The organism is Marinilactibacillus piezotolerans, assembly GCF_900169305.1.
GTDB lineage: Bacteria > Bacillota > Bacilli > Lactobacillales > Carnobacteriaceae_A > Marinilactibacillus > Marinilactibacillus piezotolerans_A.
Genome location: NZ_FWDP01000004.1, coordinates 958,556 through 981,111, shown reverse-complemented (window position 1 = coordinate 981,111; position 22,556 = coordinate 958,556). Strand labels below are relative to the sequence as shown.

The window sequence follows — 22,556 nt, the reverse complement described above, 5'->3', positions numbered from 1 at the left end:
GTTGTAAAATAGGCAAAGAAATACATAGAAAAAGGAGAATGAACATGGGATTATTTGACGGATTAATGGGAAATGCAACAGATGCGAATCATGATGAGGTTAGAAAAGAATTGGCAAATGTCTTGCTGCCGGGAGAAGAGATTGATCTAGCCTATAAATTAGTGAGAGATTTGGTCGTTTTCACTGACTTGAGATTGATCGTAGTAGACAAACAAGGCTTATCAGGAAAGAAAGTCGATTATAAGACCTTTCCATACAAGAGTATTTCAAGATTCAGCGTGGAAACAGCAGGAACGTTTGACTTGGATGCTGAATTGAAAATTTTTGTCGGAGGTGCAGCGCTGCCAGTTCAATCACTGCAATTCCGAAAAGATGACAGTATCAATGCTATTCAAAAAGCATTAGCAGCAGCGATTTTAAAATAATCTCTTAGTTAAAAATGCCTAGTCCAGATTGAAGGATTAGGCGTTTTTTTAGTGGTTTAAAGTGACAATCACCAATTCAGGAGGATTATTGAATCGAATGGGTATAATACTATTTCCTAATCCGCGGCTGACGATCATACTTGTTTCTTCAGCTGTATGAACTCCTGCAGTGTATTCAGGAAACAGTCCTTGATCAGGTGCGACTAGACCGCCGATAAATGGAAGTCTGAATTGTCCGCCATGTGCATGTCCAGAGAGTACGATGTTTACATTGCTCTCCACATAACTTTGGAATCGTTCTGGTCTATGAGAAAGTAAAACAGTATACTCGTCTGAAGAATCCGCCAGTTTAGTTAATGTATTTTCAAATGTGTCAGAAGTATCTTCTGAAAATGCAGGATCTTGAATGCCCATCAATGTTAGCACGGAGGAATCCTTTCCAATTTCTATTGCTTGATCATCTAAAATGGTAATGCCTTTATCTATCAGCGATTTTTCTAAAGCATCGTACTGAATATGCCACGCTTCATGATTTCCGGTGACAAAGTAAATAGGCGCAATAGAAGTCAGGCTCTCGATGAGTGAGAGTGCAGGAGAAAAATCTTCGGTCGAAGAATCGATCAGATCTCCGGTAATGGCAATCAGATCAGGCTGCTCCTGCTCTAAAATTTCTGCAAGGTCGGCTCCCCAGTCTTTGTTGTGCAAGTCAGAAATCTGCGCAACTTTAAACCCGTCAAACGCTTCGGGTAATGCTTCATCTTCTATAGAATAATGAGTCGTTTGGATATGTACATTGTCCCAGATAATCCAAATAATAAAGAGAAGGACAAACAAACCAACTAAACTAATCAACTTTAATGACTTTTTTTTAGTCAATTTTTTCATCGTATCTTCCTTTTAGTCTTTTTATTTCTCTGCTTCTACTTTACAATAAAAGTGCACAGAATGTCTGAATTAATTTAAAATTTTAGAGCGTTAAAGATCTTTAAGGGAAGCATGGCAGAGATGTGAGTAATGTTTGGGAAAGAACTAGAAGAACACGTATATGCTTGGGAGTCTATTGCTGATTAGGACTAAGCAGGACAAAAATATCACCTGAAACAGACAGTGAGATAAGTTGCATAGTCTGTTTCAGGTTATTGTGTAATCAGCTATTTATCCTGATCGAATAGAAAGCCGCTTTTCAGTTGAGTCAACAAGTCAGCATAAATCTCCTGATGTTTTGAGATTCGGTCGCGCCACATCTGCTTGGAAGTCTTCGTGACAAATTCTTCTTCTACCTCCAGCAGTAATGCTTTTCTGGCAATCTTTTCTTCTAAAAAATCGATTTTTTCTTTTACCGACTTTTCAAAAAAGCCATTATAATTCATATTTTCAATCACTCGGTAAATGTCGAAGCGGTCAAGATTGTCGCTGTCAGAAATGGTCAGTGCATTCGTCGTGAGTGATCCGTCCCTCATAGGATCGCCATCTACGTGACAAGCGATACCTAATAGAATTTCATCGATCTGCTGGTTGGTTAAATCAAGTTCACCTAAAAATGAAGAAACCATTTTTGCAGATGTTCGGCCGTGATTTTTATGCTCCTGCTCAGTTTTGAACCCTTTGGCATAACTAATATCATGAAGCAGAGCACCGATAACAACAATATCTTTATCCAAGTTTTCTTTTTCCGCTAACGTTTCGGCAATATGTGATACCCGTAAAGTATGCTGATAGCGGTACTCCTTTTCACTAGGATGATCTTCAAAATACGCGCTATTATCATAAGTCTGTTGTAAAAATTTCAGTGCTTTATTGATGTTTTCAGTCATTGTAATTCGCTCCTTTTGGTCGGAATAGTGTCTTATTGGCTATTGTACCAATGAACTGAGAAGAAAACGATAGTTGGATGTATAAAAAATGGCAGGTATACATAGGAGCAGTCAAATTTGATAAACGATAAATTATACAGAACAAAATAAAACCAACAATAACTAGAACGGATGTGAGGCTGACAGATGGCAACTTTTGAAGATTTTCAAAAACTGGATATTCGAGTAGGAGAAATTATTAAAGCTGAGGCTTTTCCAAAAGCTAAAAAACCGGCATATAAATTATGGGTCGACTTTGGAGAAGAGATAGGGATCAAGCAAAGCAGCGCACAGATCACGGAAGTCTATCAGCTTGAAGAGTTAACTGGGAAACAAGTGCTCGCTGTTGTTAATTTTCCGCCGATGAACATTGCAGGATTCAAGTCAGAAGTCTTGGTCATGGGGACATATACTAAAGAAGGAGTCGTCCTGATCGAACCAGAAAGAAAGGTCAGCAAGGGAGATCAGTTAGGTTAACTGAATACAATAAAAGCCGCCTTTAGTCAAAAAGGGCGGCTTTTAAAATCATTATTCGTCGTACACTTACATGGGCACGATCTTAGCTGCTCAAGTGCTGCAAAATAAATAATGTTATCGTAAGAATGACGCTGAGGGCTAATCCAGCAGACAAAATGGCTAGGTGATATTTTCTATAAAGATTCATAAAGGCAATAAATTCTCTAATGAACGCATTAGGAATAAAGTAAAAAGCGGTTCGAGCACCGATGCCGTCTGCATGCAGTCCAGCACGTTTCGCATAGATACCAGCTCTTAAAAGATGATAGTTGTTTGTCACAAAGACAGCTTTATCAGTTGCCGGGTTTTCCATTTTTTGAGCAGAAAATTTCATATTCTCATAAGTGCTTTTAGACTGATTTTCTAGTATGATCTGCTGGTCATCTAGACCTAGCGTACATGCAAAGTCAGCCATAGCTTCTGCCTCAGAAAGCTTCTCATCTGGACCCTGCCCGCCGGAAAAGATCACGAACGCCTTTTTCTGATTTTCTGCTAATTGTTTTTGGTAGAATTGAACACCTTTTTTGATTCTGCTCTGCAGCAGCGGAGGAACTCGGTAGCCATCAATCAAACCGCTGCCTAAAATAACAATATAATCTTTATCCAACTTTGGAAAATAAACTTGATATAAGAGCGAAGTTACCAAAAACAGGAATAAGAAAAAGGCAACATAAAGGATACTAAATTCGGCAAAAGAAAATAAGAAACCTAATTCAATTGGAATTCTATCATTTAAGTCGAATAACGATAAAATATATAGGATAACAATACCGATGCCTAAGCCTAATACCAGTGAATTTTTCAGCTTGATTCCTTCTTTTTTGTAGATCTGACGAGTATTCAAAATTGAAAACAGAACAAATAAAAATCCGCCAGTAATTAAAAGGAACGCATAAAGCAAAGTTAACACGATGAAAATCCAGAATATGAGAGAGCCGGAACGTTCTAATCCTTCAATAGCAATAGATCCGTATAAGCTGATGATAAAAAGAGTCAGAAAAAAACCATTGATGACTTTCCGCCTGTCTTGCAGATAGGATAAAATAAAAATGACAAGTAAAGTTAATGTAAGGATATATATCATAGGTTCTCCTTTATATATATAAATGTTTGATAAGCGATATTATTTAGTGTCTAATCATTTACAATCATAATAGAGAACGAGTAAAATTGAAACACATATGACTACAAGAAAAATAAAACGATTTTTTAAGGAACAGGGGAAAAAACTGTGCACTCATCATTATTAAAACAACATGGATTAAACAACTATATCGCTGGATCGGACTTTAATTTCCGCTACCAGAAAGTCGGAAAAGCGATTGAAAAAGATATCAGCAAGATAATCGAGGAGATGAAAATCGGACTTGTTGGGCTATATTCTGGTCAACAGACCCACAGTGCAAATATTGCCTATGCAGATGGACAAAATGGTGAGACGTTTATCTACGGAAGAACGTTTAAAGAAACAGATGGTTTGATCACAGATCAACCGGGAATAGGTCTGTTCGTCAAATTCGCAGATTGTACACCGGTCGTTTTGTTTGATCCGGTAAAAAAGGTCCAGGCTATTGTGCACTCTGGCTGGCGAGGAACGACAAAACGTATTTCAGAAAAAGCCATCGAGAAAATGACCTTAGAATTCGGCTGCAATTTGGACAACTTAATCGCCTACCTGGGACCATCTATCGATATTGATCATTATGAAGTCGGACCCGAAGTATACGAAGCATTCCAAGCCTTCTCTAATCGGGATCAGTTTTTTAGACCGTCAGGCGATAAATACCATTTGAGCATGCTGGATGCCAATCTAGATATTTTAACGGCAGCAGGAATTAAACCGGAACAGATCCAAGTGGAGAGAGCATCAACCTATACAGAGTCAACGCTTCATTCTGCAAGAGACGAAGGGGCGGATTATGGACTGAACGGTATGCTGACGATTATGGGCGGACAAACGAAAGAATAAAGGAGCAAAAACATGAGTGAACAGAGAAAATCCCTGTTACGGTTGTTTGCAACGACGGCACTTACGGTGCTGATTACACAGATTTTATCGATCGAAGCTTCTATTCTTGTGAAATTTATCTCCTACACTTTGATTGGTGTGAGTGTCTTTTTGCTGGTCAATAAAATGCTGGAGTATGTGGATGAGAAAATATCCAAGCGCAAGTAATAAAGAGAGCACTCAGCGCTCTTTTTTTACGTGATCTATTTAGAAAAATATTTAAATAGAATTGACTTTTTGAATTTTAAGGTGTACTATTTAGATGAAATTTGAAATAGGTTTCGAGTCAAATAAGGAGGGAAGAGATGGGATTTCCAGAAACATTTAAGGCACTGTCTGATCCAATACGAAGAGAGATTCTGGTCCTGTTAAAAGATAAACGACTCTCGGTCGGTGAAATCAAAGATCATTTCGATATCACGGGCGCAACACTGTCTTATCATCTAGCACAGCTGAAAAAAGCTGAGCTGATCCATGAAATAAAATATAAAAACTATATTTACTATGAGTTGAATACAACGGTGTTCGAAGAAACGATGCTATGGTTTTCTCAATTTAGAAAGGATGATCCAGATGTTTAATAGCGATAACAGAAACAAACAAATACTTTGGTTAACGACCGCAATTTGTTTATTGCCTGCTGTTATAGGTTTGGTACTTTATAATCAGTTACCGGAACAATTGCCGATTCATTGGAACTCAGCTGGTGAAATTGACCAGACAGCGTCTAAGCCGCTTGTGATTTTCGGCTTGCCAATCTTCTTTATTGTTATACACTTGATTGTATTATTCGCTGTCTTAAATGATCCCAAGAAACAGAATCAGTCGAAATGGATGAAACGTTTCACTTACTGGATCGTACCCGTACTATCATTAACAACGATGCCGTTGACCTATCTTGTAGCGCTTGGCAGTGATATTTCTGTTCCCTTTGTCATCTCTCTTGGTGTTAGTATTGTGCTGATCATTATCGGCAATTATCTGCCAAAATCCAGACAAAACTATACGATTGGAATTAAATTACCCTGGACACTCAATGATCCAGATAACTGGAATAAAACCCATCGAGTAGGCGGGATTTGTTTCATGGTCGGTGGTGTTCTATTGTTTCTGGGTAATATACTACAATTCCTTTATTTCGATAGCAGCTGGTTTGCCGTAATGATAGTCGTCGTGATCCTCGGGATGGTTTTGATTCCAGCTATTTATTCATTTTTGCTCTACCGCAAAAAATCTTAAAAAATCCGACTAGATTCTCACCATGAGAGTCTAGCCGGGTTTTATTTAACGGCTGTATTGTGGCAGCTGAAAGCTAGATTAAATTCATTCATTCGTTAGTTCAGTTGGGCAGCAACGATAAACCGATGTTCTTGATTATAGATAAATCCATTTCTTTCTAGTTCTTCTTGCAGTGCGCCTAATTGGGGGAGATGGGTTTCGACAGAAAAACCTGGGAACTCCCAAGAAATCGTTTTTGCATAATAAATCAAACCGTCCATGTCAAAAAAGCGTTGCACTGGATAAGCCTCATTTTGATACAGCACTTTAAATCCTGCTGCTCTCAATTTGGAGACGACCGTTGATAAATGAAGATCAAAGGAATCGACTGTGAAGTCCGGAATCAGTTTAGAAGACAGCGTTAATCCATTTAGGTCTCCAACTTGCTGCGTAATAAACCAGCCATTCGGCTTCAGTACACGTCTCACTTCATTGATTGAAAAAGACTCATGCGAATTCAAGACAATATCAAAAGAATCATCAGGAAAATTCAAATGATCATCTTCTTTTACAAACTGAACGTTTACACCTTTAGGTTTTAACTGTTTGATTAAATAGTGATAATTCTTCTTCCAACCCTCTGTGACAGAAGTCAACGAAAGCGGATGTTCAAATGACTGCAGCAGTTCACCGCCTCCTGTCCCCATATCTAACAATTGATGAGTGGGTTTGAGGTGTTCTGTCACATGGGAGTGGTAACTCCACGGTAATGGTTCTTGTTCATATTTCCCTTTTAAATAGGAAAATTCCCATCCGATAAAGTCCTTCTGATTCTGTTCGCTGTCCAGCCAGGATTGTATTAATTGCTCTGTAATGTTCATTGCTATATCTCCTTATTCAATAATAGTTTGAATGCGATATAGCCAAGCAGATAGGAAAAGTGCCTCGATATAGTGCCTATCTAACTCAACTACATCGAGGAGATTTCTCGTTTAATTTCCATAAGGTTTCGCTCCTTACTTAAATACTGTACTACTAAAATAATAGCATACCTCAAACGCAAGTAGAATATATAAATACTACAGCAGTCTGACTTGATCGTATGAAAAAACTGCTTAAAAAGTTCTGAAGGAAATGAAAGCTGCTGTAGAAGGAGTTTTGAATTGAGCTTAAATAGATACTGTGCTAGAATATTCATAGTGAAATTCAATTGAACAAGGAGAGATTGCGTAATATGGTAGAATTCATTGTATTAATTTTATTTTTAGTCATTTTATTAGGAGGATTTTATCTATTATTCGGTTTGTTTATGCGTTGGATATTAAAGGTGCAGGAACGAACGATCACCAAAAGAATCGCCAGTGGAAAAATTGATGATGAAAAGCTGAGAAGATATTACAAATCTTCCAAAAATAACAACACAACCATTTTGATGAATATACTAGTATATGGTCCATTCTATAAATACGGCAAACAGCAGTATGAACAGATGAATCGACTATATAAAGAAGAAATGATCAAGCGGGATCTACTGGATGAATCACACGTTGATATTCCAGAATTTTAACTTATGAACCTTGTTATCTGCTCGTAATAAGATAATGAGGTTCATATTTTTTTGGACTTGTGTCTTAGTCTGTTTTAATTAAGTTATTATGATATAGTAGTGGTTAAATTTAGTCCAATTCATAAATGATTAAAGTAACCTTTGGAATAGATTAGTATCTTACAGAAATAGGAGGAGATTCAAATAAGACTGAACAAAAAGATTTTTAAATTGGTTAGAATAATGGTTTATGTTGTTATGGTTGCCATTATTTGGTCAAGCCTGATCATCAATCGACAGTATGAAAGCTCGCCGGATAACATACTAATGAACTTTGGAATGGCGTCTATGGGGCTGGTTTTGGGGTTGTCCTTTTTTGATGCATTAGGTAAGAAAACAAAAACTGTACTGATCATTATTGGAACAATTTACTTTATTTACATATCTCTTTACTATTTGATTGGATTCCACAATCCTCATTGGGGAAATTAATGAAATAAAAAGATCGAGTCTTTTCTCAAAAAAGGACTCGATCTTTTATTTATACTGTTTGTTCGATTTGTTTTTGGATCTGTTTCTGCAGGTGTTCAGCTTCTTCGATATTCATTTCTGGAAAAGTATAATCTGTTGCTGCCGTTGTAATCTCTAATGAGGCAAGGTTCATGGTTTTTGCGATAGGCCCGATTTTTGTTTCTACATTTTGAATACGCAGAATCGGAATGGTGATCTGCTTTCTGAACCAGATACCTTTTTTTAGAAGAATCCGGTCGTCACTGAATCCATATTGCCAAAACTTTTGTTTTAAGGAGGGTGCTAGGGTAATGTCATATAAACAATCCAATACAGTTAGTACATAAATTGGAATGGTAATCCATTCAGGAATACTGGCATCCATGAAAAATTCTATAACGTTTAATATTATGAAGACTACGATTATTACGATGATACTTTGAATCACGGCTTTGATTCTCCAATATTTTACTACTGCTGGATTAATTGTTTTAGTTGTTCTCATCTGCAGAACCTCCCTCTTTCTTGAACCAGTTGAACAGGATAAAACCATCGGATTCTTCAATGAAATCCAATTGATAGGTTTGACTAGCATCGCCCATAGCCGCAGAAAACGATAATTTACACAAGCGAACTCGTTTTAAAAATGGCGTCTGTTTGACTTTCATACTTAAAATGCGTTCTTTTCGAATATAGGATTGAGTGACACCAAAAAGAGTAGCTGTCTGGATGGTCACTTCCTCTTGATTAAGAGCAAAACCGGTTAGTTTGATCGCTCGGTAACCATAGATCAAGTAAAGAAGGAGAATCAGCAGCCAGGCCACCCATACCCAGCTCCACAACCAGTAGCTGACCGCTGCAGCAACCAGACCCCAGAATATAATAGGGATTTGGATAAAGCGTCTATACGACCTTCTAGGCGCTTTTGGAACTGCTGGGCTAAACTGATAGTTCGGTAAACAATCCGTTAATATTGGAATGAGCGCCTGTTTTTTTATCAATGGGAAAAGGTTGATTTTCCCAAAGTCCTCAGACTCTGCATTTTTATTATCCGTTTTTGAGTCGCTGGTAATGGATACAAAAAAAGATGTAAATCCAAGTATACTGTGGATCCAATTCTGTTCCTCTTCCAGTGACTGGATATTTTTCAAGTTCACAGTTTGACTTTTCGTTTCAAACAATCCTTTTTTAATAATCAGAAAATTTCCTGTCCGTTTTACTGTAAAATTGTAATTTTTTATAACTGTTGCAGCTATTGCCAGGAGATAGACGGCCACAACCATCAGTATAAAAATCAGGATCAACAATAAGATAGAAGTACTTAAAACGAAGGATTCAGCACTTGAAAATAAAGCATCAATCGGCAGGGCGTCCGTTAAAAATTCTAGTCCAACAAGTAAGACAGCAACTCCACTGAAAAAGCTTCCGCTCATGAGTGTCATTTTTATAATATCTAAAACAGAAAGGTGATACAGTGTTTCAGTTTCTTCATCAGCTGCGGGTTCAGTGACCAGCTTATCAGATGGATCGGATGAAAATGTGTGATTTGCTGAGATTGTTTCACCGTAGAACGCATCTTCATTGGGCGTTTCTTCAGCTGCTGTTTCTTGCTTCAAATGATGCTTTAAGTCATTCAAATAACGGGATAGTTCTTCATACTGAGCCTGAGACATAGCATCCAAGGTAATGCCTTTCCCTGGTGTCTTAATAATCACCTTTGTTAAATGCAGTAATCGGTGAATGACCGGTTCTGAAGTATCGATGCTTTGTATACGATTGATCTGGATATCCTGCTGTTTTCTTACAAATAATCCTGACTCTAAAACAATTCGATTCCCGTCAACCCAATAATAAGTCCGGAAGAATTGGACCAGCTCACCAACAATAACCAGGATGATAATGGGAATAACAATCACTGCATAGCTTAGGAATTCATCCAAAAAGGTTTCAAAACTGGTGATATCTGTTAAATCAGGAAAATTGAACAGTAAGATAACGATAAGTGGACCAATAAAACTTAAAAAACGAATAAGCGGTTTGGCAATCAAGGTCTTTTTATGTAATCTCTGTTTATCAAAGGTCATACTGTCCCTCCTTGATTAACTGCACGATTTGATCATGAAGGCGTTGAGCATCGTCTTCTAACAATAGAGGAATCTCATGATTAGTCCCTGCTGTAGTAACTTTCACACTTTGAACATGGTATTTCCTTGAAATAGGACCGTCTTTGATTTCTACATGCTGGATTCTTTCGATCGGAATCAATTCACGAGACCGGAAAAGACCCCTTCTAAAATTTCTAAATAGGTCGGGTGGACTTCATAGCGAATCGAACGCAGTCTTAAAGCAGGTAATATCAGATAATCAATAAGAGAAATCACAATTGATGCAGTGATCCATATGTAATTCAGCCAAGTCGGCCAGTCAAAATAAAGGGTAGCGACAACCAGCAATGCACCAGCTATGATCAAAAATATACCACTGATGATGCTTTCGGTTTTATCGTATCGAATAACCTTATCATGCAACCGATTGGCAGGCAGGTTTTGTTCCATAAACATACTCCGTTCTTATAATGAAAAATTCATAACTTAAGATAAAGGTAGAAAACGTTTCTCATTATAACAATCTTATTATTAGATTTCATCAGTTATTTTTCAGAAACAAAGTGGTTTCGGGGTTAGAAAGTGATTCGTTTTCATGTACAAGACCTCTTTGTGCTCTATTTGACATTGCTGCTGATTAAATGGCAGTGATTCAGTCAATAGAAGAAATAAAATAATCATTTTAAAATAGAGTACCAGGGGAGGTTATTAGAAAAAAATACAATCTACTTATTATAAATAAGTGATTGAGCGTAAAAAAACAAGAATAAAGATTGTTATTTGAATAAATTTGAGCAAACCTCTTGTAATTTATGCTATCAGGAGTATAATTAAAATGAAAATAACAGTTATGTTGTTTTCATCTATAACTAGTGCAGAAGATCACCGGGTAAGGGATATGAAAGCAAGACTTATATAATCGAATGGTTTCCATGTCATTATTCAAAGGACTGTGTTTTTTGGAATGCACACACATTTCTATTAAACATTTCTGTTCTGAATTGTGAATTTGGTAACTTTCGGCCTGATATCTCTCTGTTCTTCGTTGTTAAAGAAAACACAATAGACTTTTCTAGGAGGAAATAGAGAATGAAAGTAGTAGTAGTAGGTTGTACGCATGCTGGAACGTCAGCTGTCAAAACTATTTTAACGGAAAATCCTGATGCAGAAGTTACTGTATATGAAAGAAATGACAATGTTTCTTTCCTATCATGCGGTATCGCTCTATACGTTGGCGGAGTTGTTAAAGACCCTGAAGGATTATTCTACTCAAACCCTGACGAATTAGCATCATTTGGTGCAGACGTAAAAATGGAACATGATGTTTTAGATATCGATACAGAAGGCAAAACGTTAACTGTAAAAGATCTAAAAACTGGCGAAGAAACTCAAGATACTTTCGACAAATTAGTCGTTACAACTGGTTCATGGCCAATTATTCCTCCAATCGATGGAATCCAAAGCGATAACGTTGTTTTATGTAAAAACTATAACCAAGCACAAGAAATCATCAGACGTAAAGATGACAAAAAACGTATCACTGTTGTAGGCGGAGGATACATTGGTATCGAGCTTGTTGAAGCATTTGCTGAAGATGGTAAAGAAGTAACATTAGTAGATGGACTTGACCGTATCTTAAACAAATATCTAGATCCTGAATTCACTTCAGTTTTAGAAGACGACTTAAGAAACCGCGGTGTTAAAATCCAATTAAACGAAATGGTTAAAGGATTTGTAGATAACGAAGATGGAACAACAACTGTTCAAACTTCTGGCGGAGAATACGAATCTGATATGGTTATCCTATGTGTTGGATTCCGTCCAAACACTGAACTAGTCAAAGGTCAAGTAGACATGCTAGGTAACGGTGCTATCATCGTTGATAACTATATGCGTACAAGCAATCCAGACGTATTTGCAGCTGGAGACAGCTGTGCAGTGAACTACAATCCAACTGGCGGACACGCTTATATTCCATTAGCAACTAACGCTGTTCGTATGGGACTATTAGTCGGTAAAAATATCAAAGAACCTACTCTAGAATACAGAGGAACTCAATCTACTTCAGGACTTTACTTGTTCGGTTGGAACATTGGTTCAACTGGTGTAAGTGAAAACTCTGCACCTGTTATGGGACTTGAAACTCGTGCGGTTATGTTTGAAGATAACTACCGTCCAGAATTCATGCCGACAAACGAAAAAATTATGATGAAACTTGTATACGAAGTTGGAACTAAACGTATCGTTGGTGGACAAGTAATGTCTAAATACGACATCACTCAATCAGCGAACACATTGTCATTGGCTATTCAAAACAAAATGACAATCGAAGACTTAGCTCTAGTTGACTTCTTCTTCCAACCAGTATTCGACCGTCCTTGGAACTACTTGAACCTATTAGGTCAAGCAGCAATGGCACACGAAGCTGAGATTGAACAAGAATCAATGAACGCTGGATCTAACTAATTCAACTGAATTCAATACAAAGAGGCTGGGATTTATGTCCCGGTCTCTTTTTTTGGTGCAAAAAAAAGACTTGTCGTTTAGACAAGTCTTAGTAGGTGAACCAGTTATTCATTTATGCATTTACAGGTAATGCTCTAACAGTGCTCAGCGCATGTCCCCAAGTGTTTACTTGGTCAAGTAGCGCAGTCATATTTTCTGCATGAAGTGCTGCTGGTTTGAAGGTTGAGAAGTTTTCAAAATCTGTAAAAAGAGAGAACGTTGGATGAACACGTACATCAGCCACCATTAACTCGCCTAAAATGCCGCGTAAATGCTCAGCGGCACGAGCGCCACCAGTAGAACCGTAACTCATTATGCCCGCTGCTTTATTATGCCAAGCAGTTTGCGGAGCGCTGTCCAAAGCATTTTTCAATGCGCCTGTAATACTGTGGTTATACTCTGCAACAACGAATACAAAAGCATCTAACTCATTGATTTTATCCGCCCATTTCATAAGCCCAGGCTCGTTCCCATCAGTTGTTCCAACAAATGGAAGATCGTAATCTGCAATATCAACAATTTCGTAGTGTGCATCTTGTCTCTGGTCGGCAAATTCTTTTGCCCATTGTCCAACTTGTGTACTTACGCGTCCTTGTCGAGTGCTTCCTAAAATGATACCGATTTTTAATTGATCAGTCATGATACATTCTCCTTATAAATTGTTTTAAACAACTGTTATTTCTTTAATACATGTTGTATACTTAAATTATAACTTACTTTTTATAAGTATCAACCGACAATGTATCAAGACTGTTGGATAGACGACAAAAATTTAAAACTGTTGATAAAGTATAGGAGTGATAAAATGCAAAACACAGGAACTATTGACATACGAAAAGTCAAAACAAGAAAATCAATCATTGAGTCATTTAACTTATTAATGCAAACAAAGCGGTTCGATTCTATTCGAGTCAGCGATATAACAACGACAGCGATGATCAATCGGGCTACATTTTATGATCACTTTGCAGACAAGTATGAATTATTTGAAGTAGCAACCAAAGAGGGACTGCTGCAGCATGTGAAAATGGAGTTAGACGAGAACAAAACGTTTTGTGAAAATACCTTAAAAAACATTTTTCTTTCATTAACCCGGTTTCATCATAAACTATCTGATACCTGCTCCAGAAACTATACTGAAATGACTGCAAATACAGATGATATTTTAAGAGTCGAAGTGAAACAAGTTTTGCTTGAAATATTAAAACCGAGATTCCAATTTAAAAAACAAAGTGAGCTTGAGAATACAGCCTCATTATTAAGTTGGATGCTGGTTGGAGCAGCATTTGAGTGGAAGTCACAGAGTCATCAGGATCCAGAAACCTATTTTGATCAAACAATGAAATCCATTCATCAAACCATTCAACTGTAATGGGAGAGAGTTACGTAGGTGCCCTCAATGTCTTCAGTTTTTTATTTTTTGGAAAACATGAGATAATGAATAAATAATGACTGAATACAGATTAGGAGTACTAAAATGATTGCTTACTACAATATTTCAGATGATAAAATAGCGACTGGGCGACCAGAGGATGCTGATTGGATAGCGATCAAGAATCCGACCAGTACAGAAATTGAGAAATTTTCGGATCAGTATGATATTCCAAGGGATATGTTCGTGAACAGTTATTTTCCGGAAAACATAACAGAAATCGAACGCTTTGATTCAACCGTGTTAGGAGATTGCTTATACTTAGTATTGATCAACTACCGTTTGAATAAGCCACACTCCATTGAGAAAGGATTATATCCGATTACGTATATTTTTAATGAGGAAGTGTTGATTACCATCACGGATGAGAAAGACGAATTGGTCAAACCTTCTGTCAAACTTAACTTAGAAGAAGACGCTTCTCCAGGAGACTTTATCGTCGACAGTATCATTAATATCTATCATTTATACGTTATAGAATTGAATCGTTTAAAAAAAACCATCGATGAAATTAATGAGCTGGCACGTTCGAGTACGAAGCGAGACATTCTGATTCGTCTGTCCGATGCAGAAAGAGACATGGTATTTTTAGAACAAACACTGGATGACCAAAAGGAAACAATCAAAGCTCTGATGGAAGACGACCTATTCTTGAAGATGGTAACAGAGGAAAGACAATTTCAGGAGATTCAAAGGAAAATTAAAAAGACAGAAAAGCTAGTAGACCTCTACAGCGATTTGATCAATTCAACTAGTGGGTTGATTTCTGAAATTATTGACAACAAACTGAATAGTATTATGGAATACCTAGATTCTGCCCAACTGGTCATTACTATACCTACACTGATTTTCAGTCTATGGGGGATCAATACAGGCGGTTTGCTGGGATCCGACTCTCCTTACGGTTCGATTGGTGTTGTTGTCTTCGCCATTCTGCTCGGTTTAGTTACTTATGTGTATCTAAGAAGAAAAGAATACTGATTTGTTTGAGCGTAACTTAACTGAGCGTTGGGTTGCTGCTGTTAAATGAGAGATAGAAAGTAAAGCGTTGAATTGCAAGATAATTGTGAACGTTAAATTTTGAATTGAGAAATTAGATACTGAACCAAGTCTTCATTGAGCACGATAAATCGCGACAGGAGAAATAAGATGCTGAATAGAGAGGTAATTGTGCACGATAAATCGCGACAAGAGAAGTAAAGTACTGAATAGAGCGGTAATTGTGCATGATAAATCGCAACACTTGAAATAAAGCACTGAATAGAGAGGTAATTGTGCATGATAAATCGCGACAAGAGAAATAAATTGCTGAATAGAGCGGTAATTGTGCACGATAAATCGCGACAAGAGAAGTAAAGTACTGAATAGAGCGGTAATTGTGCATGATAAATCGCGACAAGAGAAATAAGACGCCGAATAGAGCCTTAACTGCGCACGTTAAATCGCAAAATGAGAAATAAAGCACTGAATCCAGCCTCAATCTCACATGATAAACAATAAAATGAGATTTAAAACCTCAAATATCGCAAAACAAAAACACGTATGCTATATAACGACCCCGAGAAGTTAGTTTTTCAGGAGTCGCTATACCGAGCATACGTGTTTTTACTGAACAGTTATTACTTCAGTTTGAATGAAGACGGGAATACCTCAGAAATGAATTGGCATTCTTCTGCAGTTAACTGGATATTAGCAGCTGCTAAGTTTTGTTCCATCTGCTGTCTGTTTCGTGCGCCGGGAATAACTGCATCTACGACATCTTTTGATAAATAATACGCTAAGACGATATTTTGAATCCCTGTATTGTATTTGTCTGCCAGTGATTTCAGTTGATCAACTTTTGACAAGATTTCGCTGTAAGTCGGTTCTTGGAATTGCGGACGACTTTTCTGGCGGTCTGATAATTGTGTATCTTTATCGTATTTTCCGGCCAGCAAACCTGATGCAAAAGGGAAATACGGAATGAAGCTGATATTTTTCTCTCTATAGTAAGGGAAAACTTCACTCTCAGCTGACTGGTTCAGCAAGTTGTATTCATCTTGAACGACATCAATGTCATCATGAACATTCCCTTCTTTGATTTGATCAAGAGAGAAGTTGGAGACACCGATTGAACGAATTTTTCCCTGTTCTTTCAAGCGAGAAAGCGCACCGACTGCTTCAGCTTTTGGTGTGTCCTCATCAGGGAAATGAATGTAGTATAAATCGATATAATCAGTTTGCAGACGCTTCAAACTGTCTTCTACTTGTTGAGTTAAAAAGTCAGGGTGATTATTCAGCTTGATTTCACCATTGACGTATTCGTGCGCCCCTTTTGTTGCAATCACGATATCTTGACGCAGCTGGTGTTTCTTCAAAGTTTCCCCTATGATCGATTCAGACTTGCCGTCTCCGTAGATAAAAGCAGTGTCAATAAAGTTCAGTCCTTTGTCGATGGCATCTAATAATATGTCTCCACCGTATTCTGTATTGGTAGAAGGATCAGCATCACTGATTTTATTTGCACCGAGTCCAATTGGATGAACCTTTAAACCAGACTTGCCTAATGTTACAAATTCACTCATCAAAATCTCTCCTTTAAGTAGGGTTCTTATTATATTATAAATGAAAAGAAATGGATTTGTAGTCATTACTCTTGCTTTCTTTAAATTAATTGCTTTTTAGGTTTAAGAACGGTATTTTAATAGTAGAGAAGTCGTTACAAGGAATGGAGGAGATACAATGAGAGGTAGATTAACAAAGTCTTCATATGATCGGTATATTTCTGGAGTATGCGGTGGTATAGCAGAATTTTTAGGCCTTCCTTCTTGGGCCGTCAGATTATTGTTTGTTCTTTTTGTTCCAAGCATCATGCTGTATATCATATTAGCCATCGTTATGCCGGAAGATTAATAAGGTTGAATCCTTATATCGTTAGAGTGTATACTCTTTTGATATAAGGATTTTTTATGAATTCGGAGAAGAAGGTGCTTTAAATGGAATTTAAAAAAGTCACGACTAATATGCCGGAATACTTAAAATCGCTTGAATTAAGAAATCTTGTCCTAAGAAAGCCGCTGGGTTTAGATATCAAAGAGGATGATCTGACAAAAGAGCCTCTTGCTGCACATTTTGTGGCTGTTGAAGGCGAGAAAGTCATCGGAACACTTTTTTTGATGCCGGACGATAATAAAGATTATCAAATGAAACAAGTGGCAGTCGACCCAGAACATCAAGGAAAGGCGATTGGAAAAAGGCTGGTTGAAACTGCAGAGACATGGGCAATTCAGCAGCAGGGAAGCAGCAGAATCTGGCTGCATGCTAGACAGAATGCATGGCCTTTTTATAAAAAATCCGGCTATCACTTTATCAGTGAAACGTATAGGCAAGTCGGTATTATTCATAAAACGATGGAAAAAAGATTAAATAGCTGCAAACGCGATGCTGAAAAAATTGACTATAAGTAGAATAAGTTTTGGGATTTGATATTTTTAAATGTACGATCAGTTGATTATGAACCAGCTTTTTATAATAGGCTATTCTAACGGGGTTGCAACTAAAAAAGAGAGACAATGACTGAGCCCAAAGAATGGCATTCAGTTCATTGTCTCTTTTTTCGTTAATTCATTACAGCTGATGAAGCTTCTGGTAGTGCTACATCATTTGGTGACTGACCGTATTTCAATAAATCATCTAAGTTTTGGTAACTGGTTTCGATCATATTTTTGAGGGCTTCATCGGTATTTGACCCAATGTGTGGTGTGATCAAAACTTTTGGATATAAGTCTACTAAACGCTGAATCACTGGATCATCCAGTTTCTGTCCTTCTTCGAATTTGCGGAAAAAGATGGAAGATTCGTTTGCGAAAACATCCGTTGCTACTCCGTCTAGTTTGTTGGACTCCACTGCATCTAATATAGCCTGATTATCTTGCAGTTCGCCTCGAGCTGTGTTGATCAGTATAGCATGATCTTTCATTTTGCTGATAAAGTCCGCATTGACCATTTGATCATTTTCTCCTGGAATATAAGGAACGTGAAGACTGATGATATCACTTTCTGCCAGTACTTCATCTAGTGATTTGAATTGAACGACTTTTTTAGCTGCATCGCTTTGATAAACATCGTAACCTAACACTTCAGCTCCTAAGTTTTTAAAAAGTTCAGCTTCGGTCAGTCCAATCTTACCAACACCGATTACACCTACTGTACAGTTTCTGATCTCTTTGCTGAACATTGTGCTGTCTACTCTAAAATCTTTATTTGCTGTTTTATTCGTTGTATAGGCAACATGTCGCAATAATGACATAGCAAGTGTCAGAGACAACTCAGCAATAGCATTTGGTGAGTAAGAAGGAACTCTGGCAACCAGCATATTGTGATCAGCAGCTGCCTGTAAATCGATATGGTTGAATCCTGCTGTTCTGGTTAGTAAATAGCGTACGCCGTATTCAGCAAATTTTTCAATATTCTGGCGGTCGGCTACACAGTTTCCTCTTAAAATAACTGCATCCATACCTTCTGCTGTTTTTATATTATCATGAGACAACAAAGCTTCTACTAAGTTTAATGTGTAACCAAACTGATTTAATTTTTCAAAATAACTTTTTTCATTTGGACGAACGCCATAACAAACTACGTTTACTGACATATTGATTCTCTCCTTTTTCTATAATAGTTCGATTAGTGATAAGTGGGGCTTATTAAAAAATACTCAATGAACCTAACAGATTAATGATAACGATCCATATCGGCATCATGACTACAGCGGCAATCGTTGATAATAAAGAAGCATTTGAAGCAAGCAGGGCATCTTTGTCAAAGCTGATGGCATAAGCAGCAGCGACTGTAGCGGTTGGTGTAGCCATCATAACTACGATAGTACCAAGACCGACTAAGCTCACTGGTAAAATACCTGTAGAAGTTAAGATCATTAAGAATACAATATTGATAACTGGAACAAGGATAATTTTTGCAAAACTATAGAACCAGGAAGTTTTTGAAGCAGCAGCTTTTTTGAAGCTGACTTCTCCAAGGGTAGAACCAATAGCTAACCATGCTAACGGAGAAGCCAGACCAGCTAGATAAGTCATCGGTTTAAAAAGCCATGGAGCTGTCAAATCAATTCTTAAGAAGGCAACTGTAGCAGTACCTGTTTCTGTAGCAACGGTCATCTGTGGTAGAAAGTCTTGAACGAGCCAGATAAACAAACCTAAAAATGTAGCGATAACAATAGGGTTCAAGAACATAGTTTTAATATTTTTCATTTCCATTCTCAGACCGCTCATTTTGATATATCCATATGAATACAGGAAGATTCGGTATCCAATATTGAAAATAGAAGCGTATAAAACACCTTCAGCCCCGTAAATAGCACCAACGATAGGAATTCCAAAAAAGGTGGTAGAACCGAATATTGTCAAGACGCGCAGTGTATCTTGTTTGTCGCCTCTAAATTTCATGAATAACGGTTTAGAAATTAAGATCATAATGATATAGATGGCGATTCCCCAGATGAGTACGTTACGGCCTTCAGCTAAAGAAGCAGGGTCAATATCTTGCATAAAAGCTTTAAATGCTAAAAACGGCAAGGCCACGGTCAAAACAACTTTAGAAAGTATTTTTCCGAACTGGTCTGTGAAAATGCCTTTCTTGCGACAATAGAAACCTAGTAGAATAATGAAAATGGTTGAACTGATGGCACTTAAAATGGTCATATCGGTTAATGTAGTATTGAGAATATCTAAAAACATGATTATTCCTCCTAATTTATGTTTGGTATTTCACATATAGTTTTACCTTGAGATAACGTCGACGTTTATCTATGTCTGTACTATACAATTGATTTGTGATTTAGTGAACAATTTAAAAGTATCGTAAGTTTTGAAACTTATGTAAGTGAATATAATCACAAAAATAAGATTTTAAGATTCGACGATTTGGAAAACCTTCTTTAACAGTGTGATATGTACATCTTTGAAATTGTTTTAAACTGCACAACATTACATCTTTACTTCTAGATTCTGCAGTGGTAATTTTATTAAGAGGTAAAGTGAAGGATTAAATTTACATATAGAATGGACTTATTATATGAAAACAATTTTTAAACGCTGGTTTCGCTTTTTATCATTAAGAACTTCAATGATCCTGCTGATATTGCTTACGATCAGTATTTCTTTGATTGCCTCTGCATTATTTGTACAGAACTATGTTGAGAACAGAGAAAATCAAGTTATTAAAGATAGAATTTCATCTGTGGCTCGAATCGTAGCAGAAGATGAACGAGTGATCGATGCGGTCAGCCAGCGGGAACTGGAAGGACAAGTCCAGTCTTATACAAATGAAATTATCACAGATACCGGGGTTGAATTTATTGTCGTTTTAGATATGGAACTGACTAGATACTCTCATCCAGAGTCCTCTGTTATCGGAGAGACGTTTTCTAATGTGAATGATGCCAGCAAGTCATTAGACGGCGATGAACATTATTCTGAGCATGTTGGGATACTTGGAGATGGATTAAGATTTTTTACACCTGTTTTAAATGAAGAAGGAGAGCAAGTCGGAGTTGTCTGTGTAGGATATACCAAAGAGACGATTGCGGTTCAGACAAGAGAAGCTCAGCAGAAATTATTGTTAGGAGTAGTGATCGGTCTGCTGATCGGCTTGTCAGGATCCATACTTTTAGCTAATAAAATCAAACAGACCTTGCTTGGACTAGAACCAGAACAGATTGCCACACGTTTAAAAGAGCGAAAAATTATTACAGATGCAGTAGTAGAAGGCATTATTGCGATAGATGGTCATAGAAAAGTTCTACTGATCAATGAAAATGCTAAAACTATTTTGACAAAAGCAGATTTGACCCATACGATCGTGATAGATGGACACTTAAATGAAGAAGTCTATGCTGTGCTATTTTCTGAAGCATTTGAGAAAAAGTCAGCTATTTCTAATCAATCTATTGTATTGAACCACATTGAGCTGGTCATCAATATATCACCTATGATGATCAATAATGAGTTCTCTGGAGCTGTAGCAACTTTTAGAGACCAGTCAGAAGTCCAGAATTTATTGAGAGAATTAAGTGGAACTGAGCAGTATGTCGATTCGCTTAGGGCTCAAAGTCATCATTTTATGAACCAGCTGCACGTCATCCTAGGATTGATTGAGTTGAAAAAATATGAAGAGGTAAAAGACTTTGTATCCATCTTAAATCAATCCTACCATCAGCAAGTCGGTTATATCACAGAAAAAATCAAGTCTCCGGTATTAGCTGGATTCCTTTTGGGAAAGGCCAATGAAGCACAAGAACAGAACGTTCTGTTTTCGATCGATAAGTCTTCTTATTTCCCAAATATTGAAGTTAATCGGTTGACCCATCATTTAATTGTAGCTATCGGTGTGTTGCTGGATAATGCATTTGAAGCTGTGCAAGAATCAGATTATAAAGAAGTGTCTTTTTACTTGTATTACAATGAAGAAGAACAAATTTTAATGATTCAAGTTAGAGATACGGGAATCGGTATAAAAGAAGAAAACAAATCAAAAATTTTCAATAGAGGATTTTCTACGAAGGGAAATCGGAGAGGATATGGATTGGATGCAGTGCAAACGATCATCCGATCTTATAATGGAATGATTGAAGTCGAATCAGAAGAAATGAAAGGCACCAATATATTGATTGAATTAGAAGTTAAGTTGGAGGAAGCGGATGTTTAAAGTACTGATTGTTGAAGATGACCCGATGGTATCAATGTTGAACAAAGAGTTCTCTGAACGAATAGAGGGAGTAGAGGTGATTGCTCAAGCAGGATCTGTACCAGAAGCTTGGGAGGTAATGAAGAAGCACATACCCGATCTGATTCTGCTCGATATCTATCTGCCGGGACAAACTGGACTAGAGTTTGCTGAAACGTTGAAGAAAGAAGGAATATTCAGTTCGATTTTATTTATTTCTGCTGCGGATGATAAAAGCTCAGTACAGGATGCTGTCAAATACGGTGCTGTGGATTATTTGATCAAACCTTTTACTTTTGAACGATTCAAAAATGCGGTTGAGAGAATTATTCTTTTTAACCGGGCATTATCGGACCAGACGGCAACGGACCAAAGAGTGATTGATCAGTATTTCAATATAAGACCAGCATCAGATTCTGTCAGAGACCAGCAAGTAAGGGACGAACACGAACTTCCAAAAGGAATTTCCAAAATCACTACTAGAAAAGTAGTGAAAGAAATTTTAAAGACTAGTGACTGGTTTACTACTGAGAATATCGCGTCTTCTATCGGGCTTTCAAGAATTTCCACTAAAAAGTATATTCAGTTTTTAGTCGATGCAGCATTATTGGAAGAAGAAATGGACTATCAGAACAATGGCAGGCCTGCAGCAATATTCAAAGTGAATGATCAGCAGTATAAAGAATTGAAAGAATTAGCTAAATAAAAAAAGCTTTAAC

The 22,556-nt window shown here is 37.3% G+C and carries 27 protein-coding genes; 15 read left to right on the top strand and 12 right to left on the bottom strand.

Translation table 11 applies throughout. The annotated features are described in order from the left end of the window. The first annotated feature begins 44 nt into the window (after positions 1–44). Positions 45–425 (top strand): PH domain-containing protein, encoded by a 381-nt coding sequence (locus tag B6F02_RS08475; protein ID WP_080146922.1) that lies wholly within the window; start codon positions 45–47, stop codon positions 423–425. A 48-nt stretch (positions 426–473) separates the two neighbouring features. Here B6F02_RS08475 and B6F02_RS08470 read toward each other — a convergent pair whose 3' ends face one another. Next, positions 474–1,310, bottom strand: a complete 837-nt coding sequence (locus B6F02_RS08470) for a metallophosphoesterase (protein WP_080146921.1) — start codon at positions 1,308–1,310, stop codon at positions 474–476. Between the two features lie 266 nt (positions 1,311–1,576). Beyond that, a complete protein-coding gene (locus B6F02_RS08465; protein ID WP_080146920.1) occupies positions 1,577–2,239 on the bottom strand; it encodes an HD domain-containing protein in 663 nt (220 codons plus the stop codon). A 186-nt stretch (positions 2,240–2,425) separates the two neighbouring features. Here B6F02_RS08465 and B6F02_RS08460 point away from each other — a divergent pair, with 186 nt between their 5' ends. Then, a complete protein-coding gene (locus tag B6F02_RS08460; RefSeq protein ID WP_080146919.1) occupies positions 2,426–2,755 on the top strand; it encodes a tRNA-binding protein in 330 nt (109 codons plus the stop codon). 82 nt (positions 2,756–2,837) lie between these two features. On the opposite strand, the gene B6F02_RS08455 is transcribed toward B6F02_RS08460, so the two are convergent. Then, positions 2,838–3,878 (bottom strand): ElyC/SanA/YdcF family protein, encoded by a 1,041-nt coding sequence (locus tag B6F02_RS08455; protein ID WP_080146918.1) that lies wholly within the window; start codon positions 3,876–3,878, stop codon positions 2,838–2,840. A 147-nt stretch (positions 3,879–4,025) separates the two neighbouring features. Here B6F02_RS08455 and pgeF point away from each other — a divergent pair, with 147 nt between their 5' ends. From pgeF to B6F02_RS08435, 4 genes are all read left to right on the top strand, one after another. Continuing rightward, a complete protein-coding gene (gene pgeF / locus B6F02_RS08450) occupies positions 4,026–4,763 on the top strand; it encodes a peptidoglycan editing factor PgeF (RefSeq protein WP_080146917.1) in 738 nt (245 codons plus the stop codon). Positions 4,764–4,775: 12 nt separating this feature from the next. Beyond that, on the top strand, positions 4,776–4,970 hold the full coding sequence (locus B6F02_RS08445; protein WP_080146916.1) for a hypothetical protein: 195 nt from the start codon (positions 4,776–4,778) through the stop codon (positions 4,968–4,970). Positions 4,971–5,107: 137 nt separating this feature from the next. Beyond that, on the top strand, positions 5,108–5,383 hold the full coding sequence (locus B6F02_RS08440; protein WP_080146915.1) for an autorepressor SdpR family transcription factor: 276 nt from the start codon (positions 5,108–5,110) through the stop codon (positions 5,381–5,383). Continuing rightward, the gene (locus B6F02_RS08435) at positions 5,376–6,041 is read left to right on the top strand and encodes an SdpI family protein (protein WP_179128555.1); all 666 of its coding nucleotides are present in this window, start codon (positions 5,376–5,378) and stop codon (positions 6,039–6,041) included. Before B6F02_RS08440 ends, B6F02_RS08435 begins: the two co-directional genes overlap by 8 nt. Positions 6,042–6,136: 95 nt before the next feature. Here B6F02_RS08435 and B6F02_RS08430 read toward each other — a convergent pair whose 3' ends face one another. Then, complete coding sequence (locus B6F02_RS08430; RefSeq protein ID WP_080146913.1) at positions 6,137–6,901, bottom strand: class I SAM-dependent methyltransferase; 765 nt, start codon at positions 6,899–6,901, stop codon at positions 6,137–6,139. A gap of 353 nt (positions 6,902–7,254) precedes the next feature. On the opposite strand from B6F02_RS08430, the gene B6F02_RS08425 reads away from it, so the two are divergent. Together B6F02_RS08425 and B6F02_RS08420 are read left to right on the top strand one after the other, a co-directional pair. Continuing rightward, a complete protein-coding gene (locus B6F02_RS08425) occupies positions 7,255–7,587 on the top strand; it encodes a hypothetical protein (RefSeq protein ID WP_080146912.1) in 333 nt (110 codons plus the stop codon). A 210-nt stretch (positions 7,588–7,797) separates the two neighbouring features. After that, positions 7,798–8,058 (top strand): hypothetical protein, encoded by a 261-nt coding sequence (locus B6F02_RS08420; protein ID WP_080146911.1) that lies wholly within the window; start codon positions 7,798–7,800, stop codon positions 8,056–8,058. A gap of 49 nt (positions 8,059–8,107) precedes the next feature. Here B6F02_RS08420 and B6F02_RS08415 read toward each other — a convergent pair whose 3' ends face one another. Genes B6F02_RS08415 through B6F02_RS08400 form a run of 4 tightly spaced genes read right to left on the bottom strand, consistent with a single transcriptional unit; the run spans position 8,108 to position 10,631 of the window. Continuing rightward, positions 8,108–8,581 (bottom strand): PH domain-containing protein, encoded by a 474-nt coding sequence (locus B6F02_RS08415; protein WP_179128554.1) that lies wholly within the window; start codon positions 8,579–8,581, stop codon positions 8,108–8,110. Then, positions 8,568–10,160 (bottom strand): PH domain-containing protein, encoded by a 1,593-nt coding sequence (locus B6F02_RS08410; protein WP_080146909.1) that lies wholly within the window; start codon positions 10,158–10,160, stop codon positions 8,568–8,570. The genes B6F02_RS08415 and B6F02_RS08410 overlap by 14 nt, the downstream gene beginning before the upstream one ends. Then, complete coding sequence (locus B6F02_RS11180) at positions 10,150–10,341, bottom strand: PH domain-containing protein (protein ID WP_080146908.1); 192 nt, start codon at positions 10,339–10,341, stop codon at positions 10,150–10,152. The genes B6F02_RS08410 and B6F02_RS11180 overlap by 11 nt, the downstream gene beginning before the upstream one ends. Next, positions 10,338–10,631 carry a hypothetical protein gene (locus B6F02_RS08400; protein ID WP_080146907.1) on the bottom strand — a complete coding sequence of 98 codons (294 nt, stop codon included), beginning with the start codon at positions 10,629–10,631 and terminating at the stop codon, positions 10,338–10,340. The genes B6F02_RS11180 and B6F02_RS08400 overlap by 4 nt, the downstream gene beginning before the upstream one ends. A gap of 639 nt (positions 10,632–11,270) precedes the next feature. Here B6F02_RS08400 and B6F02_RS08395 point away from each other — a divergent pair. Then, positions 11,271–12,647 carry an FAD-dependent oxidoreductase gene (locus B6F02_RS08395; RefSeq protein WP_080146906.1) on the top strand — a complete coding sequence of 459 codons (1,377 nt, stop codon included), beginning with the start codon at positions 11,271–11,273 and terminating at the stop codon, positions 12,645–12,647. Between the two features lie 112 nt (positions 12,648–12,759). On the opposite strand, the gene B6F02_RS08390 is transcribed toward B6F02_RS08395, so the two are convergent. After that, complete coding sequence (locus tag B6F02_RS08390) at positions 12,760–13,326, bottom strand: NADPH-dependent FMN reductase (RefSeq protein WP_080146905.1); 567 nt, start codon at positions 13,324–13,326, stop codon at positions 12,760–12,762. 165 nt (positions 13,327–13,491) lie between these two features. Between B6F02_RS08390 and B6F02_RS08385 the strand changes: the two genes are divergently transcribed. Both B6F02_RS08385 and B6F02_RS08380 read left to right on the top strand, forming a co-directional pair. After that, positions 13,492–14,058, top strand: coding sequence for a TetR family transcriptional regulator (locus tag B6F02_RS08385; protein WP_080146904.1), 567 nt, complete (start codon positions 13,492–13,494; stop codon positions 14,056–14,058). A gap of 105 nt (positions 14,059–14,163) precedes the next feature. Next, positions 14,164–15,099 (top strand): magnesium transporter CorA family protein, encoded by a 936-nt coding sequence (locus B6F02_RS08380; RefSeq protein WP_080146903.1) that lies wholly within the window; start codon positions 14,164–14,166, stop codon positions 15,097–15,099. A 638-nt stretch (positions 15,100–15,737) separates the two neighbouring features. Here B6F02_RS08380 and B6F02_RS08375 read toward each other — a convergent pair. Continuing rightward, positions 15,738–16,682, bottom strand: a complete 945-nt coding sequence (locus tag B6F02_RS08375) for an aldo/keto reductase (protein ID WP_080146902.1) — start codon at positions 16,680–16,682, stop codon at positions 15,738–15,740. A gap of 157 nt (positions 16,683–16,839) precedes the next feature. Between B6F02_RS08375 and B6F02_RS08370 the strand changes: the two genes are divergently transcribed. Then, the gene (locus tag B6F02_RS08370; RefSeq protein WP_080146901.1) at positions 16,840–17,010 is read left to right on the top strand and encodes a PspC domain-containing protein; all 171 of its coding nucleotides are present in this window, start codon (positions 16,840–16,842) and stop codon (positions 17,008–17,010) included. Between the two features lie 83 nt (positions 17,011–17,093). Next, entirely contained in the window at positions 17,094–17,564 is a 471-nt protein-coding gene (locus tag B6F02_RS08365) for a GNAT family N-acetyltransferase (RefSeq protein WP_080146900.1), read from the top strand. Between the two features lie 152 nt (positions 17,565–17,716). On the opposite strand, the gene B6F02_RS08360 is transcribed toward B6F02_RS08365, so the two are convergent. Further along, the gene (locus tag B6F02_RS08360; RefSeq protein WP_080146899.1) at positions 17,717–18,748 is read right to left on the bottom strand and encodes a 2-hydroxyacid dehydrogenase; all 1,032 of its coding nucleotides are present in this window, start codon (positions 18,746–18,748) and stop codon (positions 17,717–17,719) included. Between the two features lie 52 nt (positions 18,749–18,800). Then, positions 18,801–19,853 carry an AEC family transporter gene (locus B6F02_RS08355; RefSeq protein ID WP_143745257.1) on the bottom strand — a complete coding sequence of 351 codons (1,053 nt, stop codon included), beginning with the start codon at positions 19,851–19,853 and terminating at the stop codon, positions 18,801–18,803. A gap of 334 nt (positions 19,854–20,187) precedes the next feature. Here B6F02_RS08355 and B6F02_RS08350 point away from each other — a divergent pair, with 334 nt between their 5' ends. After that, a complete protein-coding gene (locus B6F02_RS08350; RefSeq protein ID WP_080146897.1) occupies positions 20,188–21,819 on the top strand; it encodes an ATP-binding protein in 1,632 nt (543 codons plus the stop codon). Next, positions 21,812–22,543 carry a response regulator gene (locus B6F02_RS08345; RefSeq protein ID WP_080146896.1) on the top strand — a complete coding sequence of 244 codons (732 nt, stop codon included), beginning with the start codon at positions 21,812–21,814 and terminating at the stop codon, positions 22,541–22,543. The genes B6F02_RS08350 and B6F02_RS08345 overlap by 8 nt, the downstream gene beginning before the upstream one ends. The last annotated feature ends 13 nt before the right edge of the window (positions 22,544–22,556 follow it).